The 16,781-nt window shown below is 37.5% G+C and carries 15 protein-coding genes; 6 read left to right on the forward strand and 9 right to left on the reverse strand.

Annotated elements, in window-relative coordinates; genetic code table 11:
* Positions 1 to 50: 50 nt before the first annotated feature.
* On the reverse strand, positions 51 to 899 hold the full coding sequence (locus REI64_RS13010) for an SDR family oxidoreductase (RefSeq protein ID WP_308850567.1): 849 nt from the start codon (positions 897 to 899) through the stop codon (positions 51 to 53).
* Between the two features lie 279 nt (positions 900 to 1,178).
* Between REI64_RS13010 and REI64_RS13015 the strand changes: the two genes are divergently transcribed.
* Both REI64_RS13015 and REI64_RS13020 read left to right on the forward strand, forming a co-directional pair.
* A complete protein-coding gene (locus tag REI64_RS13015; protein ID WP_308850568.1) occupies positions 1,179 to 2,360 on the forward strand; it encodes a serine hydrolase in 1,182 nt (393 codons plus the stop codon).
* Positions 2,361 to 2,614: 254 nt separating this feature from the next.
* Positions 2,615 to 3,799 carry an MFS transporter gene (locus REI64_RS13020; RefSeq protein ID WP_308850569.1) on the forward strand — a complete coding sequence of 395 codons (1,185 nt, stop codon included), beginning with the start codon at positions 2,615 to 2,617 and terminating at the stop codon, positions 3,797 to 3,799.
* 388 nt (positions 3,800 to 4,187) lie between these two features.
* Here the strand turns inward: REI64_RS13020 and REI64_RS13025 are convergent, their stop codons facing one another.
* The 7 genes from REI64_RS13025 to REI64_RS13055 all read right to left on the reverse strand — a co-directional run bounded on the left by REI64_RS13025 (position 4,188) and on the right by REI64_RS13055 (position 12,382).
* Positions 4,188 to 4,742, reverse strand: coding sequence for a hypothetical protein (locus REI64_RS13025; protein ID WP_308850570.1), 555 nt, complete (start codon positions 4,740 to 4,742; stop codon positions 4,188 to 4,190).
* Complete coding sequence (locus REI64_RS13030) at positions 4,729 to 5,211, reverse strand: sigma-70 family RNA polymerase sigma factor (RefSeq protein ID WP_308850571.1); 483 nt, start codon at positions 5,209 to 5,211, stop codon at positions 4,729 to 4,731. The genes REI64_RS13025 and REI64_RS13030 overlap by 14 nt, the downstream gene beginning before the upstream one ends.
* Positions 5,212 to 5,381: 170 nt before the next feature.
* Entirely contained in the window at positions 5,382 to 5,576 is a 195-nt protein-coding gene (locus REI64_RS13035; protein ID WP_308850572.1) for a hypothetical protein, read from the reverse strand.
* A gap of 347 nt (positions 5,577 to 5,923) precedes the next feature.
* Positions 5,924 to 9,094: an efflux RND transporter permease subunit gene (locus REI64_RS13040; RefSeq protein WP_308850573.1), complete on the reverse strand. Its 3,171-nt coding sequence runs from the start codon at positions 9,092 to 9,094 to the stop codon at positions 5,924 to 5,926.
* An 87-nt stretch (positions 9,095 to 9,181) separates the two neighbouring features.
* Positions 9,182 to 10,246, reverse strand: coding sequence for an efflux RND transporter periplasmic adaptor subunit (locus REI64_RS13045; RefSeq protein ID WP_308850574.1), 1,065 nt, complete (start codon positions 10,244 to 10,246; stop codon positions 9,182 to 9,184).
* A 118-nt stretch (positions 10,247 to 10,364) separates the two neighbouring features.
* Entirely contained in the window at positions 10,365 to 11,705 is a 1,341-nt protein-coding gene (locus REI64_RS13050; RefSeq protein WP_308850575.1) for a TolC family protein, read from the reverse strand.
* Positions 11,706 to 11,743: 38 nt separating this feature from the next.
* Positions 11,744 to 12,382: a TetR/AcrR family transcriptional regulator gene (locus REI64_RS13055; RefSeq protein WP_308850576.1), complete on the reverse strand. Its 639-nt coding sequence runs from the start codon at positions 12,380 to 12,382 to the stop codon at positions 11,744 to 11,746.
* A 182-nt stretch (positions 12,383 to 12,564) separates the two neighbouring features.
* On the opposite strand from REI64_RS13055, the gene murB reads away from it, so the two are divergent.
* From murB to REI64_RS13075, 4 genes are all read left to right on the forward strand, one after another.
* Entirely contained in the window at positions 12,565 to 13,578 is a 1,014-nt protein-coding gene (murB, locus tag REI64_RS13060) for a UDP-N-acetylmuramate dehydrogenase (protein ID WP_308850577.1), read from the forward strand.
* Positions 13,579 to 13,749: 171 nt separating this feature from the next.
* Positions 13,750 to 14,265, forward strand: coding sequence for an RNA polymerase sigma factor (locus REI64_RS13065; RefSeq protein WP_308850578.1), 516 nt, complete (start codon positions 13,750 to 13,752; stop codon positions 14,263 to 14,265).
* Between the two features lie 378 nt (positions 14,266 to 14,643).
* Complete coding sequence (locus REI64_RS13070) at positions 14,644 to 15,324, forward strand: lycopene cyclase domain-containing protein (protein WP_308850579.1); 681 nt, start codon at positions 14,644 to 14,646, stop codon at positions 15,322 to 15,324.
* Positions 15,324 to 15,557 (forward strand): cytochrome b5 domain-containing protein, encoded by a 234-nt coding sequence (locus tag REI64_RS13075; protein ID WP_308850580.1) that lies wholly within the window; start codon positions 15,324 to 15,326, stop codon positions 15,555 to 15,557. Before REI64_RS13070 ends, REI64_RS13075 begins: the two co-directional genes overlap by 1 nt.
* 106 nt (positions 15,558 to 15,663) lie before the next feature.
* Here REI64_RS13075 and REI64_RS13080 read toward each other — a convergent pair whose 3' ends face one another.
* A complete protein-coding gene (locus tag REI64_RS13080) occupies positions 15,664 to 16,584 on the reverse strand; it encodes a PfkB family carbohydrate kinase (RefSeq protein ID WP_308850581.1) in 921 nt (306 codons plus the stop codon).
* Positions 16,585 to 16,781 lie beyond the last annotated feature (197 nt).

Raw genomic sequence — 16,781 nt, forward strand, 5'->3', positions numbered from 1 at the left:
ATCAGCTATATTGCGATTGAGTTTTCTGAAAGAAGACCATTTGCCGAAAATTAATCAGCAAAAGCTGTGTTTGTAGCTAACAATTTAAATTCTTCCATATCTTTTTGCACCAATTCAATTTTATCATTTGCTGCTTTGTAAGCATCTGCTCCTAAAAATAAATGCAGTGCCGGATCGCTTTGGTTGGCAACTGCAATCATTACATCGGCTGCTTTTTCTGGATCACCAGGTTGGTTGGTATTGATATCTTGCAAGTGTGCGTCTTGAACTGCTCTTACATTTTGGTAGGCCTCAATTTCATTTTTAGGCTTAACAATTGAGCCTCCTTCTAAGAAACTTGTTCTAAAATATCCAGGCATTACTAAGCTCACATTAATACCAAAAGGTTTTGCTTCGTGATAAAGCGACTCGGTAAAACCATGTACGGCAAACTTGGTTGCGCAATAGATACCAAATGCTGGAAAACCTCCCGAAAAGCCGCCAATTGATGAAATATTAAAGATGTGTCCATTTTTTTGTGCCCTTAAATAAGGCAATGCTTTGCGGATTACATTTAGCGAACCAAAAACATTTACGTCAAAATTTATTCTTGCTTCTTCGTCTGTTAGTTCTTCTAAACCACCAATTAACCCGTAACCAGCATTGTTTACCACTACGTCAATACTTCCAAAATGTTCTACTGCTTTGTCAATGGCTTTTGCTACATCCGCCTCGTCTACAATATTTACTGCTAATGGTAAAAAGTTCGCAGTGTTCTCTTGCACTGCTTCTCTTAAAGCATCAACGGTACGAGATGTTGCAGCTACATTGTAACCTTGTGCCAATAATTTTTTTGTTAATGTTAATCCTAATCCTTTAGAGGCACCAGTGACTAACCATGTTTTTCTTGAGTTCATCATTTCTTTTTTTTATATCACAAAGTTGATGGTATTTTAGGTGTGGCTGTTAGTGTAGTTCAAACAGATAGTTACGAAATTCAAACAATTGGAGGGGCTGTTTTTTTCTCCGCAGATACACGCTGATTTCTTCGCAGATTTTTGGAGACTTAGTATTTCCTATGTTGGTTAATTTCTTATTAAATCAGTGGTTCCATCTGCGAAAATCAGCGGGATATCTTTTTTACGTAAATATTTTACCACATAATGTGTCCTTAACATCACTTTTGTATTTTAGTGACAATGAAAAACATATTTTTTGTTGTAGCGATTTTACTTTTTCTATCTGCCTGTGTACCGATGAAGGCGGTTAGATATTTAATTCCCGATTTGGGAGATAGTGCAAAGTTTGAGAATGTAACCATCCAAAAATCTGCTACGCCTTTTTACTTTAAAAATAACTTGGCCAATAAGGCATACGATTCTTTAAAACAACGTTTAGATACTGGATTAATTGGTACTAAGACGAATGTATTCTTGGTGATTAAAAACGATAGCATCATTTATCAATACTTATCTGAAGGTAATTCTTTAGCGGTTAGACAGCCAAGTTTCTCATTGGCAAAATCTTTTGTAGGTACTTTGGTAGGCATGTCTGTAGATCGAGGCGAAATTAAATCTACCGATGAATTGGTGATCACATACCTGCCAGAATTAGCCAAAAACGATGAACGCTTTAATCGCTTAACCATTCAACACGTGTTGGATATGCGCAGTGGTTTCGATTTTAAGGAACGTTCTTTCAGTCCGTTTTCACAAATAACCAGAAGTTATTACGGCGCCAATTTGAAAAAGATAGTTGCTAAGTTGAAGTTTAAAAACGAACCTGGAAAGGTTTTTGAATATCAAAGTATCAATACCCAAGTGCTGGCTTTTGTTTTAGAGAAAGCAACAGGCAAGGGTTTACAGGAATTAATGCAAGAGCGTTTGTGGAAGCCTTTAGGTGCCGAAAGCGATGCGCTTTGGAGTTTGGACAATGCAGAACATATTAAAGCTTTTTGCTGTATTAGCGCTACGGCTTTAGATTTTGCTAAAATTGGTAGGCTCTACTTAAACGGCGGTAATTGGGAAGGCAAACAATTGATCTCTAAAAAGTGGGTAGATCTTACCACCAATCCAGATAGTTTGACCAAACTAAGGTATAAGAACCAATTTTGGGCAACCAGAGATTTCAAATTTTTTAAAGATTCAATCAGCACGGCAAATGCTTTACTTAAAGATAAATTAGATTATCCTGTGGAGAGAAATACTGACGGACGGTATTTCTACGCCCAAAAGGTTTACGACTACAAAGCTCAGGGAATGTTTGGGCAATCGGTTTATGTGAACCCACAAAACAAAGTAATTATTGTACGCTTAGGCGATAGGCAGAAGCGGGTAAACCTTCATCGTTTTGTGCAAGAAGTGGGGAGGAGTGTTAAGTAAATTTTTCATAAAACACCCCGCCCGTTGGGCACCTCCAGACATGTCGGGAGGAATGGCGTTATGTTTTCCTCTTGTAGAGGGGTGGTCGAAGACCGGGCGTGTTTCTATAACTGTGTAACACGGTAGGTTAAATTGGCTTTAAGCGTTTTACAAAGTAATCTCAATGTTAAAAATAGAAAGAATAGGAGAGGTATAACTACATTGTCTAGTCTTTTGCAGACCTTTGCAGAAATTTTAATCCACGCCGTTCTTTCATGTCAACAATTGCCGATAGTAACGATTTATCTGTTAAAGAAACCTCTAAATATAGTAAGAAGACCATCCGTTTATCAGTGTCGCTTTTTTACTTTGGTCAGGGTTTGGTATTTGCCAGCTGGGCAAGTCGTATTCCCGATTTAAAAGCCGCTTTAAACCTTTCGGATGCTGCTTTGGGAAGTATCTTATTAGCATTACCTATTGGGCAGTTAATTACAATGCCACTTTCTGGGCGGTTGGTGGCCATTTATGGCAGCAAGAAAATCCTAACCTTAGCCACACCGTTATATGCACTGTGTTTAACCAATTTGGCGTTGGCCACACACGGTTGGCATTTGGCTTTCTTTTTACTCTTATTCGGTATTTCTGGAAACCTTTGCAACATCGCTTTAAATACGCAGGCAGTTACCGCCGAAGGGCATTATGGCAAGCCTATCATGTCCTCGTTTCACGGCTCTTGGAGCTTAGGATTGTTTACAGGTGCGTTGGTTGGCTTGTTAATGATGAACCTGCATTTAGCGACAACTACCCATTTTTGGATTATCGCTCCCTTAGCTTGGGTTCATATTTTTATCAACCATCGCTTTTTGTTGATTGGTAAAGCCGCACAGAAAGCCAAACCTAAATTCTTACAAAAACCTCAGGGAGTTTTAATACAGCTAGGCATTATTGCTTTTTGTAGCATGGCTGCCGAAGGCGCAATGATGGATTGGAGTGGCGTTTATTTCAAAGAGATTGTTCATGCGCCTGCTAAATGGGTGATTTTGGGTTACGCTTCTTACTCTGCAATGATGACCATCGGCCGTTTCATTGGCGATAAATTCATAGCCTCTTACGGACGTAAAAAAATGCTGCAGTTTTGTGGTATTTTGGTTTCTATTGGGATGTTCTTGTCGGTAGTTTTTCCGTATTTAGCTGTAGCAACTATTGGCTTTATGATGGTAGGTATTGGCGTTTCTGTAATTATTCCAATGATTTATACCATTGCTGGTAATAACGATAAATTACCCTCTAGTTTAGCTATTGCCATGGTTTCTAGTATAGGTTATTTTGGTTTTTTGATGGGGCCGCCGCTAATTGGTTATATTTCTGAATTGTTTAATCTGAGCTATTCATTTGCCATAGTTGGCTGTTTTGGTATTCTGATTAGTTTGCTGGTGAGTAAAATCAGGGCGATAAAATAATTTTTTTGAAAAACAATGTAAGTAGCGCTTGGCTGTGGTAGTCCTGCTATTCGTTGCTGCCGAGAAAAACGGCATTCACTTCTATCAGGTTTAATTAACTAAGGCTTGTAGCATGGTGGCTAAAATTTTCGTCACTGCTCTTTTGAATTTGTAGTTCCTAAACAGTGTTATGCTGCGCTTCGATTTTTTTGACAATAAAGGATTACAAATCCTTCGATACGTAGTTCGACATTACAAATGTCGAACAGCAGGTTGGTTAGGCTCTTCGTCATTGCCAGCTCGACTGGCAATCGTAATGCGATATAGATTTAAGACACATGGCTTCAGCTTTACGATCCCCGTTTTCACGGGGGTGACGGCATATTTAAGGTTAACGATTAATCAAGTGTCAACCAACATAGTTGCTAAATTCTTGCAACACTGATTTTAACTTATTTATTCTGCCAGACCAAACTTTATACGAAAAGAAAAGCTGCACGGAAAAAATCGCCAAGATGACTACTAATGCCAACCATTTACTTTCTGAAAATTCGATGTTATAAGTAAAGAACAACATTATTCCAGAAAAAAAGATAATCCTAGCTATGAGCGTTTCAATGCGGAACGTTTTTAGTTTTGCTGCAAAATCCGTTAAATCTTCTCTGAGATTTTTGCTGCTTCTGAATTGTTTTTGTAATTGATAACCTTTGAGGTGATGTAAGATTGGAGCAAAAATAGCTATGGCAATAATGATATTCACAAATAATGGTTTTTCTGCACCGTCAAACATCGAATAATAACAAAACAGCAATGCTGTGAAACCTAAAAGCTCTATGATAAGCTGTTTTTTTATTGATGCTAAAATAGGGTGACTGTTTTTTTTTAGCATTAGGTTTAATTCATCTTTACCCTTTTGAGTAGTTGGTATTTCCTGCCAAGCTGATTTTAAATTATCTATTTCCATGACTTAGTATTTTATGGAGTTTAGTTTTAATACGGTTAACTTTTACGCCCACATTGTTCTCTGTAATGCCAATAATTTCGGCAATTTCTTGATAGTTCATCTCGTCTAAATACATTGCAATGATGGCTCGTTCACCTTCATTTAATTGTTTAATTGCCCAAAGCAATTGCTGTTTTTGCTCCTTAGCTTCAATTGACTGCTCCGTAATGTGATCTGGTAAAACTGAAACGAGATCTATAGCTGGTTTTCTTTTTCTGAACGAACTAATGGCAGTATTTAAAGCAATACGGTAAAGCCAAGTGCTAAATTTTGCCTCACCTCTAAAGGATGGATAACCTTTCCAAGCGTGATAGGTGATTTCTTGGAATAAATCTTCGTAGTCTTCCCGCTGGTTGCAGTAGACACTACAAATTTTACCAATAATTCCTTGGTTTTGGGATAAGAGTTCAAGAAATTCTATTTCGCTCATTCGTTAGCGTTGGAGGCTTATGTATAAGTTAGTTTGAAAGTCGTAATAATAAAGGTCGTCATTGCGAGGTACGACCACGAAGTAGCTGCGAAGCAAACCAATCTTATAACGTCTAAAATCTGTAATTTGCTTTAAGATTGCTTCGTACCTCGCAATGACGAGAACTTGGGCTATTGCTGCATCGCTTTTACTTTTTCGTTTAACAATTGTAAGCTATCTAAAATAACAATTTGTTTTTGTTCCAGCTTTTCTATTCTTTGAGAAAGTTCTGCGTCTCTTAATTGTGCCCGCCCATCTGGAGATGAGTTTTTTCCGCAACTGGCTAAAGCGATTATTGCAATTAATATTAGTGCTGTTCTTTTCATATTCATGTTCTTTTTGATATAAGTTGCAGGTTGTTATAAAAACTTACACTTGCTGGAAAAAAGACTTTGATATGGAAAACAGGCTTGAGTTAAATAAACGGGATTGCAGCGGATCCCGATTTTTCATCGGGAGAAGCGTAAAGCCCGGCTTGCTTTAAGCGAAGCGAATGGTTTTGCTTTTCAGACAGTAAAAAACATTCAAACGTTTGAGACTTTCATCCTTGTTTTAGCCTTTTATAGCATTACGATTGCCAGTCGAGCTGGCAATGACGGCTAACAATGGATAAAAAAAGTCCCGATAACTAATTGCTATCGGGACTGGTTTTATTGTGTGTTGGGAAAAATTCTTAGTGGTGTTGCTCCCACTCGTTTACATCCTTGTGGTCGTAAGGTTCTACCATCATTTCTTCAATGGTTTTTCCTTTTTTGTTGAAGCCAAACTTCTCTAAAATGTTATCGAAAATTTGGTACATCACTGGTACAACCACCAATGTAAGGAAGAGCGAACTGGTTAAACCTCCAATAATTACCCAAGCCAAACCATTTTTCCAGTCGGCACCGGCACCACTTGCCAATGCAATAGGTAGCATACCGATTACCATGGCGATGGTGGTCATTAAGATTGGACGTAAACGAGCGTGGTTAGCTAAAATCAAGGCTTCGTGGGTAGATTTGCCTTGCGCTTTCATTTGGTTAGTAAAATCGACCAAGATAATTGCGTTTTTAGCTACTAGACCCATTAGCATAATGAAACCAAGAATGGTAAAGATACCCAATGCGTTGTTGGTTAAAGCCAATGCAAGCAAGGCACCAATTAATGCTAAAGGTAAAGAGAACATTACCACAAATGGATAAACAAAACTATCGTATAGGGCAACCATGATCAAGTAAACTAAAATTACAGCTGCTAATAGGGCGATACCCAAAGTACCAAAACCTTCGCTTTGGTTTTCTTGATCACCAGCCCAGTAAAAACTGATGCCCGCAGGTTTTTGCATTTTACCTAGCTCTGTTTGGAAATCTGTCACCACAGAACCTGTTGGTCTACCTACCGTTTGTGCTTGTACGGTTACCGACGTAGATTTATTTAAACGTTCTAACAAACTCGGTCCAGAACCTTCTTTAATTTCCGCAAATTGCGAAAGTTTAATTTGCTGGCCAGCTTGGTTTACAAACAAAAGGTTACGCACATCATCAATATCCTTACGGTCAAAATCTTGATATTGGATGTTGATGTCATACTCATACTCACCTTGACGGAATTTACCATCGGTATTACCAGCGAAGGCCGTTTGCATGGTCATACCTACAGTTTGTAGGTTTAAGCCCAAAGCCGACATTTTATCGCGGTCTACTTTTACGTTAATTTCTGGCGTTCCTTTTTCTACCGAAAGCTTAGTTTGTGTAGCACCAGGAATTTTGGCCATCACTTTTTCTGCTTTTTCTGCAAAAGCCAATACGGTATCTAAATCAGATCCTAAAACTACGAACTGAATTGGGGCATCATCAGCAGTTCCTAAGATACCGATAGGCACGGTTTTTAATTTCGCACCAACCAAAATCTTTTCTAACTCACGAGTATAGGTAGTAGAAATGATATCTGAAGATACATTGTTTCGCTCTGGTTTATCAACCAATTTCACGTTGATTTCAGATTTGTATGCAGTAGCTGTAGTAGCCCCCATACCTCCACTAGATTGTCCAACGGTAGTAATCATTTGAACAACCTCTTTTTTATCGCTCAAGTAGTTTTCTGCTTTTTGCGTATATAGGTTGGTTTGCTCTAAAGATGCGTCTTTTGGCATCTCAATTTGCAATAAGAACTCGCCTTTGTCTGATTTTGGGAAGAACTCGAATCCGATATAACCTGCGCCCAATAATCCACAAGAAGAAAAGAACAATACTACCATTGTTACTAAGGTGATGGCTTTATGTTTCAAGGTCCATTCTAGTATTCTAGTTACCCATTGGGTAAACTTATGGAGTTGTTTTTCGAACCAAAGGATAAATTTACCAAAGATGTTTTTGCCTTCGATACGTTCTAGTTTACCAAAACGAGAGAAAATTAAAGGTACAATGGTAAACGATGCTACCAGCGATAATAGCGTGGATATAATTACTACCACACAGAACTGGCGTAGAATGTTGGCTACCATACCGGTACTTATGGCGATAGGGAAGAACACTACCACAATTACGAAGGTGATAGATACTACGGTAAAACCGATTTCACGAGTACCATCGATAGCTGCACGTACTTTGTTTTTGCCCATCTCCATGTGTCGTTGGATGTTCTCCAACACCACAATCGCATCATCCACTAGGATACCTACTACCAGAGATAAACCTAGTAGCGACATCAGGTTTAGGGTATAGCCAAACATTGATATACCAATAAATGTAGCAATTAACGATGCTGGGATAGAAACCATTACAATAACCGCATTACGCAAGCTATGTAAGAAGAAAAGCATTACAATTGCTACTAACACAACGGCAAGCATTAAATCGTGGATTACCGCATCTGCTGATTGTAAGGTATAGTCGGAACTGTCGTTAACGATTTTGATGTCTAAGCCAATGTTTTTGTAATTGCTTTTTAGGGTATCGATAACTGCTTTTGTGCCTTCACTCACCGTTACGGCGTTGGCATCACTTTGTTTAATAATTTGTACAGCAATTGAATTAGCTCTGTTGATACGAGCAATTTTCTCTGTTTCTTTTTGCGTATCCTGAATGTCGGCTATTTCGCCTAGGCGGATTTGTGCACCATCTTTAGCAGTAGTAACTACCAAATTACGCATTTCTTCTACGCTGGCATATTTACCAGATAAACGTACTAAAATGTCTTGCGCTTTAGTTTTAACACTTCCAGTAGGGAAATCTAAGTTAGAACTTAAGATAGCTTGTTGTACGCTTGGTACAGATAAACCGTAGCCTTGTATTTTCTTCGCATCTAAGGCAACTTTAATTTCACGCTCAGATCCACCAATTAAGTTAACTTGGGCTACACCGGTTACACGAGAAATAATTGGAGCGATACGTTTGTCCATCAAATCGTAGAACGCAATATCGTCCATTTTCGCTGATGCAGACATCGTGATCACAGGGAAGTCATCTAAAGAGAACTTACTTAACGATGGTTGTTTTACATCGTCTGGTAAGTCGGCCAAAATTGCGTTAACTTTCCTTTGTGCATCATTTAGTGCAATGTCTATTTGTGCTTTATCATTTAGGGTAATAATTACTACCGATAAACTTTCGTAAGAGTTAGCGTTAATTTTCTTGATGTTTTCCATCGAAGAAACGGCATCCTCAATTTTTTTGGTAACGGTACTTTCTACCTCATTTGGCGAAGCGCCTGGGTAAATAGTAGAGATAGATACTACGTTTGGAGAGAACTTTGGTAAAAGCTCATATCCTAACGAGAAATAACTCAGTAAACCTAACAGCGTAAGTGCGGTAAATACCACAATTACCAGCGAAGGCCTTTTTATAGATATGTCAGTGATTTTCATTTTTTTCTTTTAGTATTGTGTAGTGGGTATTGCGTATTGAGATTTTGAAACCGATCTCAATACTTTTATCGCAATACGCATATCTAATTACTTTATAATCGAAACCGGAGTGCCTTCAGTTAAGTTAATCTGACCGCTCGTTATTACTGTTTCGCCTTCTTTTAAGCCATCTACAATTTCTACGTTCTCACCCAAAATACGTCCAGAAACCACTTTACGAGTTTCGGCAGTGTTTTTCGATTTGTTTAAAACATAAACTTCGTTGCTGCTTACACTACCCACAAAAGAAGTACGAGGTACTAAAATTACAGGTGTTTGTTTAGGGAATTTGAAAACTGCTGTTCCGTACATCCCGGCTCTAAGGCTATTTTTTACATTGTTAGCTACTTCAACTTCAATTGGGAAGTTTAAAGTGCCATCAGCTTTTGCTGCAATAAAAGATACTTTACCCGAGAATTTTTCGTCAGGGAACACTGTAGACTGAATTTCAACTCTATCGCCAATTTTTAAGTTAGCTACCTGACCTTCGTTTACGTTTACCTTCAATTTTAATTTAGAAACATCAACAATTTCAAATAACTGTGTTCCAGGAGCAACAACTGCACCTACTTCAATCATTTTTTTGTTAACGATACCGTTGATAGATGATCTGATATTAGCATCGCTCAATTTACGTTGTTGTTGTTGCAAACGAAGTTTCGCATTTTGTGTATTTAAACGAGCTTGGTCTAACTGTTGTTGAGTAACACCACCGGTTGCAAAAGAGCTTTCGTAACGTTGTAAGTCTCTCACAGCATTTTGATAGGTAGCTTCAGCAGTTTCTCTATCCGTGTTTAAAATTTCAGCATCAATTCTAGCTAAAACAGTGCCTTTGCTTACGCGGCTACCTTCTTCAACATAAATTTTGCTTACACGACCAGAGTTTTCTGCGCTAAAGTTTAATTCTTGATTTGGAGCAAAAGTACCGTTGGCAGTGAAGTCTAAGTTAACTTCTTTACGCTCTACATTAGCAACTTTTACAGCAACGGCACCACTGCCTTTCGCAATAAATTCTGTTGCTTCTTGCTCTTTCTTTTTATTGTTATTTAATACGTAGAATATCGCAGCTAACACTACAACTACTACAACAATTATGGTGATTACTCTTTTCATTAGTTTATTTATTTATATTTTATGGTAATGAAGCTATTATGATTTAACGATCTACTTTTGTGTTTTGTAAATCATGATGGTTTCATTTTCTTGATATTATTTCTTCTATATTTTTGGTTTATTGAGCTAAAGTTGTGATCTCTCCCTTAGACTTGATTAGCTGTATCTCGGCTATTTTATAGTTTAGCAAAGCTTGCGTATAACTGTTTTGAGCCTGTGTTAGCGAGTTCTCCGTATCTAAAAGATCTGTTAAAGAAGCCAATCCGTTATTGTAATTGTTCTGCGTGCTTACGTAGATTTCTCTGGCCAACTCAGCATTTTTCTTTTGTGCATTAATGGTGTTTAAACTATTGCGTAATTGAATTTTAGCATTTTCATAAGCCATATTCAACGAGTTGGTACGCTCAAAACGATCTGCTTCAAATTGTTTGATTTCTACATCTGCTTGTCTGATCTTAGAGCGAGTTAAAAATCCATTGAAGATTGGAACACGTAACGTTAAGCCAATTGCCGAAGCATCAAAACCGATAGCGTTCCTGTTAGATTTTAAAAAATCGAAACTGTTAGATTGGCTATTGTAGTTATAGTTTGCATTCAAAGAAAGTGTAGGATAATACTCAGAAACATAAGCTTTACGTTGCAAGTCGAGCAATTTTCTTTGTACATCCATTAACTTCATCTCGGTTCTGTTATCTAAGTTAATCGTGTCTGCCAAAAGTGGGTTTTGATCTACATCTGTCAATTCTGACGCAGGTAAAGTGATGCGAGTGTTAACCGGCATACCCATAGAAAACTTTAATACATTTTCTTGTTGAGTAATTGCATTTAGCACCTGCTCTCTTTGTGTATTCAAATTGGTTAAGTTTACATTGATACGATCAACATCAATTTTTTTAGCTAAACCGTTTTGGAATTGGTTAGAGATAATTTTCTCTACCACTTTAACATTTTTGATATTGGTGTCAATCACATTTAACTGCTGTCTGTTTACCAATACCTGATAGTAGTTATTAGCTACTTGTTCAATTACCTGCTCTTGCGTTAGTTGCGCATTTAATCTGTAATAAGCCTCACTAGACCTTGCGGCTTGTAAACCAGTAAAGACTTGTTGGTTAAATAATTGTTGCGATAATTGTACGCCTGCAACCGAATTCCAAGCTTGGCCCATTCTAAATGACTGGGTTTGGCCACCAATATCGGCAACCAATTGGCCAATGATAGCATTGTAAGTTAAACCAACGTTTCCTGTAAGTTGTGGTAATGCCTGCGCTCTTACTTCTTGGGTTTTAAATTTTCCTTTGTCAATTTCTAGTACTGCTTTTTTTGCAGCTGTGTTGTTGTCCAAAGCATATTTTAAAGCCTCTTTAAGTGTGATGGGTTGCTGTGCTAAGGCTAGGCTTGGCAAACTGAAGCTGATGGCCAGCAGAAATAACAGTTTTGCCGTTTTTATTCTAAACATAGTTGATATAATTATTAATTTTTGGGTGAATGCTGGGTTTAAATAATTTTTGCGTTTTCTTGTTTGCTTAAAAATTCTGCATCGTACTTATGGATTAACTTAACCCCTTCTTTGTTACATATCCCATACAAAAAATGTCTGGTTATTTCAATCATGATGCTAGCTAAGCTATTTTTCTTGGTGTCGTAATGTTCGTTTTGCGAAAACACAACTTCTACTTGGTCTAAGCGGAGTCTAGTTATAATCTCTGTGTTAAGTTCTTCTCTATACAAACCTTCTTTTTTACCTCTTTCGAGATTTGCCATTATAGTTTTGCCTATTTCCTTTTCTTTAAAAGCGACAAAGTTTTGCCAAGCTTGCTGATGATATTTCTGTAAGTCATAAAATAGCATCGGGTTCATGGTGGCTAAAAAGTAATCCATGTCTTGCATGCTAAAAAAAACTTCTTGAACTGCGTTTTCAGACTCTACAAAACACTTATTCATCTGTAGGTCTTGGTTTACAATCCTATCGTGGATAAGAATGTTGATGAGTTCATTCTTGTCCTTAAAATTCTGATAGATGGTTTTTTTGGATATGCCCAAATGTTTCGCAATATCATCCATCGTCACACTTTTAAAACCGTATTGGCAAAAAAGTTTGTCGGCCCCGTCTATGATATAATCTCTTACTTCCAATTTATTTTCCTTTCAAAAATCCGATGCAAAACTATGGAAACTTTTTTTAACACAAAAGTTTCCGGAGGATTTTTTTTACGTTTTATAGTAATTTACAATAGGCAGACAATTGGTGTTGGTAGTTAACAGTTTTAAGTTTCGCAATCGTAAATCATTATTACCTTTGCAATAAAAATAGCTCAATGCCGCTTTTAGAAAATTACTCCTTAAAACAACTTAACACTTTCGGGATAAACGTTAATGCCAAACTATTTGCAAATATTACCAGCGAAGAAGATTTAGCAGAGGTTTTCAGTAATCCTTTGGTTAAAGAAAATAAGTTGCTGGTTTTAGGCGGAGGCAGTAATATGCTTTTTACTAGAGATTACGATGGGCTGGTACTTAAAGTTAGTATCAACGGTATTAGTGTAAAAGAAGTAGGAGATGATGTTTTCGTTACTGCAGGTGCAGGAGAAGTTTGGGATGATTTAGTGAAATACTGCGTTAGCAAAGGCTATGCAGGTATAGAAAACCTAACTTTAATACCCGGCACGGTTGGCGCTTCACCAATACAGAACATAGGTGCTTATGGCGTAGAGATTAAAGACGTGCTTGAAAGCTGCACTGCTTTTGAAATTGCCACTGGCGAAATTAAAACTTTTAGTAGGGCTGATTGTGAATTTGCCTATCGCGAAAGTGTCTTCAAAGGCAAGCTTAAAGGTAAGTACATCATTACTTCGGTAACTTATAAACTTTCGAAAACAGCTAACGTCCAAACGCACTATGGTGCAATCAATACCGAAATGGAAAGAAGGGAGATTACAAATCCAACTATTGCTGATGTATCTGAAGTGGTGGCTGCTATTCGTGTAAGCAAGCTGCCAGATCCAAGTACAATTGGTAATGCGGGTAGTTTCTTTAAAAATCCAATTATAGACAAGACGGTGTTCGATGAGTTGGTGTCGCAATTTCCAGACATGCCACATTATCCAGCTCCAGACACTAGGGTAAAGTTGGCCGCGGGTTGGCTAATTGAAGCTTGTGGTTTTAAAGGTATAGTAGACGGTAACACTGGAACTTGGAAAAACCAGGCCTTGGTGTTGGTTAATCATGGTGGTGCAACAGGACAGGAGGTGTACAGATTTTCGGAAAAAATAATCAATACTGTACAACAAAAATTCGGAGTGCTTTTAGAAAGAGAAGTAAATATTCTTTAATAGTATGCCCTCTAACGGTCTCTAGCGCTTTTTAGAGTAAAATTTTCATAATTGTAAATTTCGACAGTAGTTTTTGCCGTTTTTGGTATCATAGTTGTAATGTATTACACGACTATGACAGTTGCCGCCCATCAAGCATCTGTTCTTTATTAACTAAAAACTAAAAAGAATATGACACAGCTGCAATTTAACGAACAATTGAACGACTACTCTACCTCTTTGAAATCATTTGCCTTAAATTTTACTAAAGACCTGGAAGACGCGAATGATTTGGTGCAAGATACCATGTTGAAAGCTGTAACATATTATAGTAAGTTTAAGGAAGGAACCAATTTGAAAGGTTGGTTATTTACTATCATGCGTAATACTTTCATCAACAATTACAGACGCTTGGTAAAAACCAATGCGCTAATTACACAAAGTGATGATATTACCTATGCAAATTTACACTACAGCGCAACTAATAATGCGGTAGAAAGCAAGTTTGTGCTAAAAGACATTAATAAAGCTCTAGATTCTTTGGCGCCAGAGTATTACATACCATTTATTAAATATTTCGAAGGATTTAAATACCACGAAATTGCCGAAGAGTTGAATATTCCGATTGGAACGGTGAAAACTAGAATTCACGTTGCTAGAGGTCAACTGAAAAAATATTTAAAAAATTACTCTGCTGATAGAGCTTAATTTTAACAGACACATTGAAAGCCCCGAATAAAATCGGGGCTTTTTAGTTTGCGGCCTTCAAGCTTGGAGTACGAATTTGGATATCGTCTAAAACCCTATCTAGTTTAAGTGTTCCAGCGGATCACTTAAATTTCTTTTACAAACCAAGGTCTCCAGACCGAAATAACTTTCTGTGATATTTTTTTAAAAAAGAGCAATTTCAACAGCTCTATTTTTATGTATTCGCTTGTGCTATATTTTCAGACGAAGTCTTTGTTTTCTATTTAAGATTTAAGTGGTCGCTGAAATAGCGAACACTTAAACCAGATGGGAAGTACAAATTTGGATATCGTCTAAAACCATTTATAAAATTATACTTTTGTGGATTAATACCACAAGATGATGAAGTTTGCTTTTCTGTTTTTAACGCTAGGCCTAATAGTGTTTCCGTATTTTTTACATTTAGATAAAAAGATCCTCAATAAAGAAACTTTTAAAGCAACAATAAGTGCAAGTTTGGTTTCTGCAATTATTTTCTCTGCTATAACACTGGCCATGCAATTAGCTGGATTGTTATTTTTTAATATCGATAGTACCATAGGAGTAGTTATTGGACATATCCCTCTGGAGCTATATCTATTGAACTTCAGTTTTAGTTTTGCTGCCGTGAGTGTATATCAATATTTTAATATCAGGTTTCCAAAGAACGATTTGCAGAAATATAGCTTAGCTGTAAGTAACCTGTTGTTGGGTTTGTGTGTTGCTTTTTTGTTTTTTGGCTACACTAAATGGTACACCTTGTTGACGTTTGCTACACTTGCTATTGTTTTATTTTCTATAGAGTATATAGGTAGACTAAGATTTATGTATAAGGCTTACCGTGCTTTTTTGGTAATGCTTGTTCCTTTTTATTTAGTGTATGGAATATTGTTTTGGAATGGAGTTTTGCATGTAGCCGAAAATCAGCTCACGGGAATGTTTGTTGCTAAAATTCCAATTGAAAACCATTTTGTTGCTCTATCTATGCTGTTGGTAAGTGTGTATATTTTTGAGTTTTTAATGCGTAAACGTTCGGTATAGTGGAATTACAAACTTATACTAAACAGCAATTGGCATTGCGCAACGGACAGGATAAACCTCAGATTTGGGTGGCTTATAAGGGTGTTATTTACGATGTTACCGAAAGTCGCTTATGGAAAAATGGCAAACATTACGAGCATTGGGCAGGGCAGGATTTAACAGAAGAACTGGTCGATGCGCCACATACGGACGCGGTTTTCGAGAAATTTGAGCGGGTTGGAATGTTGGTTTAGTGGCAGTGCCTTAACAAAAATAGCCCCGGTTGTAGCGGCACCGTAGGTACAGCGTAAAACGGGACTATCTGTGTTTAGTAGCAGTGTTAGTGCGCTTCTAAAAATATTATTGCTTAATTTCGAAACTACTTAAGCTTACAAATTGCTGTAAACGGTTAGTGATTTCTTCTTGGCTTAGGTCTAACAATCTTTCTGTACCGAATTTCTCTACGCAGAATGAAGCCAATGCAGAACCGTAAATTAATGCGTTTTTCATGTTGTTGAAGTTGATGGTGCCAACTTTAGCCAAATAACCAATGAAACCACCAGCGAAAGTATCGCCAGCACCAGTTGGATCGAAAACATCTGCCAAAGGCAATGCTGGAGCTGAGAAAATTTTGTCTTCGTGGAACAATAATGCGCCGTGCTCACCTTTTTTGATAATCAGGTATTTTGGTCCCATGGTTAGGATTTTTTTAGCTGCTTTTACCAGAGAATATTCTCCCGATAATTGGCGGGCTTCGGCATCGTTGATAGTCAAAACATCTACCAATTTGATGGTTTCCAGCAAGTCATCCATCATAATGTCCATCCAGAAGTTCATGGTGTCAAGTACAATTAATTTAGGACGATTTTTTAATCGTTCGATAACTGTGCGCTGGATTTGTGGTGTTAGGTTACCCAACATTAAATATTCGCAGTCTTGGTAGCTGTCTGGAATTATTGGGTCGAAGTTTTCTAACACGTTTAATTCTGTAATTAGGGTATCGCGACTGTTCATGTCGTTATGATATTTTCCACTCCAGAAGAAAGATTTTTCGCCTTCTTTAATTTGTAGGCCTTCGGTATCTATACCGTGGTTATTTAGGGTTTCAATGTCCTCTTTTTTGAAATCGTCGCCAACTACCGCAACAATTTTTGTCTTGTTATAGAAGTAAGATGCGGCTAAACTAGCGAAAGTTGCAGCGCCACCTACTATTTTATCTGTTTTTCCGAAGGGAGTTTCAATAGCATCAAATGCTACAGTACCTATGATTATCAGGCTCATACGTTTTTTGTTGATGTTTTTGTCTTTTTTTTCGCTACAAATATTGCATAAATAATTTAAAAGCCCTAATATTGCATTCCCAAAACGAACAAGAGATTATGTTCAAAATGAATACTCAAAGGCGTTTTTGGATAACCAGCACTCCTTCTTAGCTCAGCTGGTTAGAGCATCTGACTGTTAATCAGAGGGTCGCTGGT

The sequence above is a fragment of the Pedobacter sp. genome, assembly GCF_031119335.1.
GTDB lineage: Bacteria > Bacteroidota > Bacteroidia > Sphingobacteriales > Sphingobacteriaceae > Pedobacter.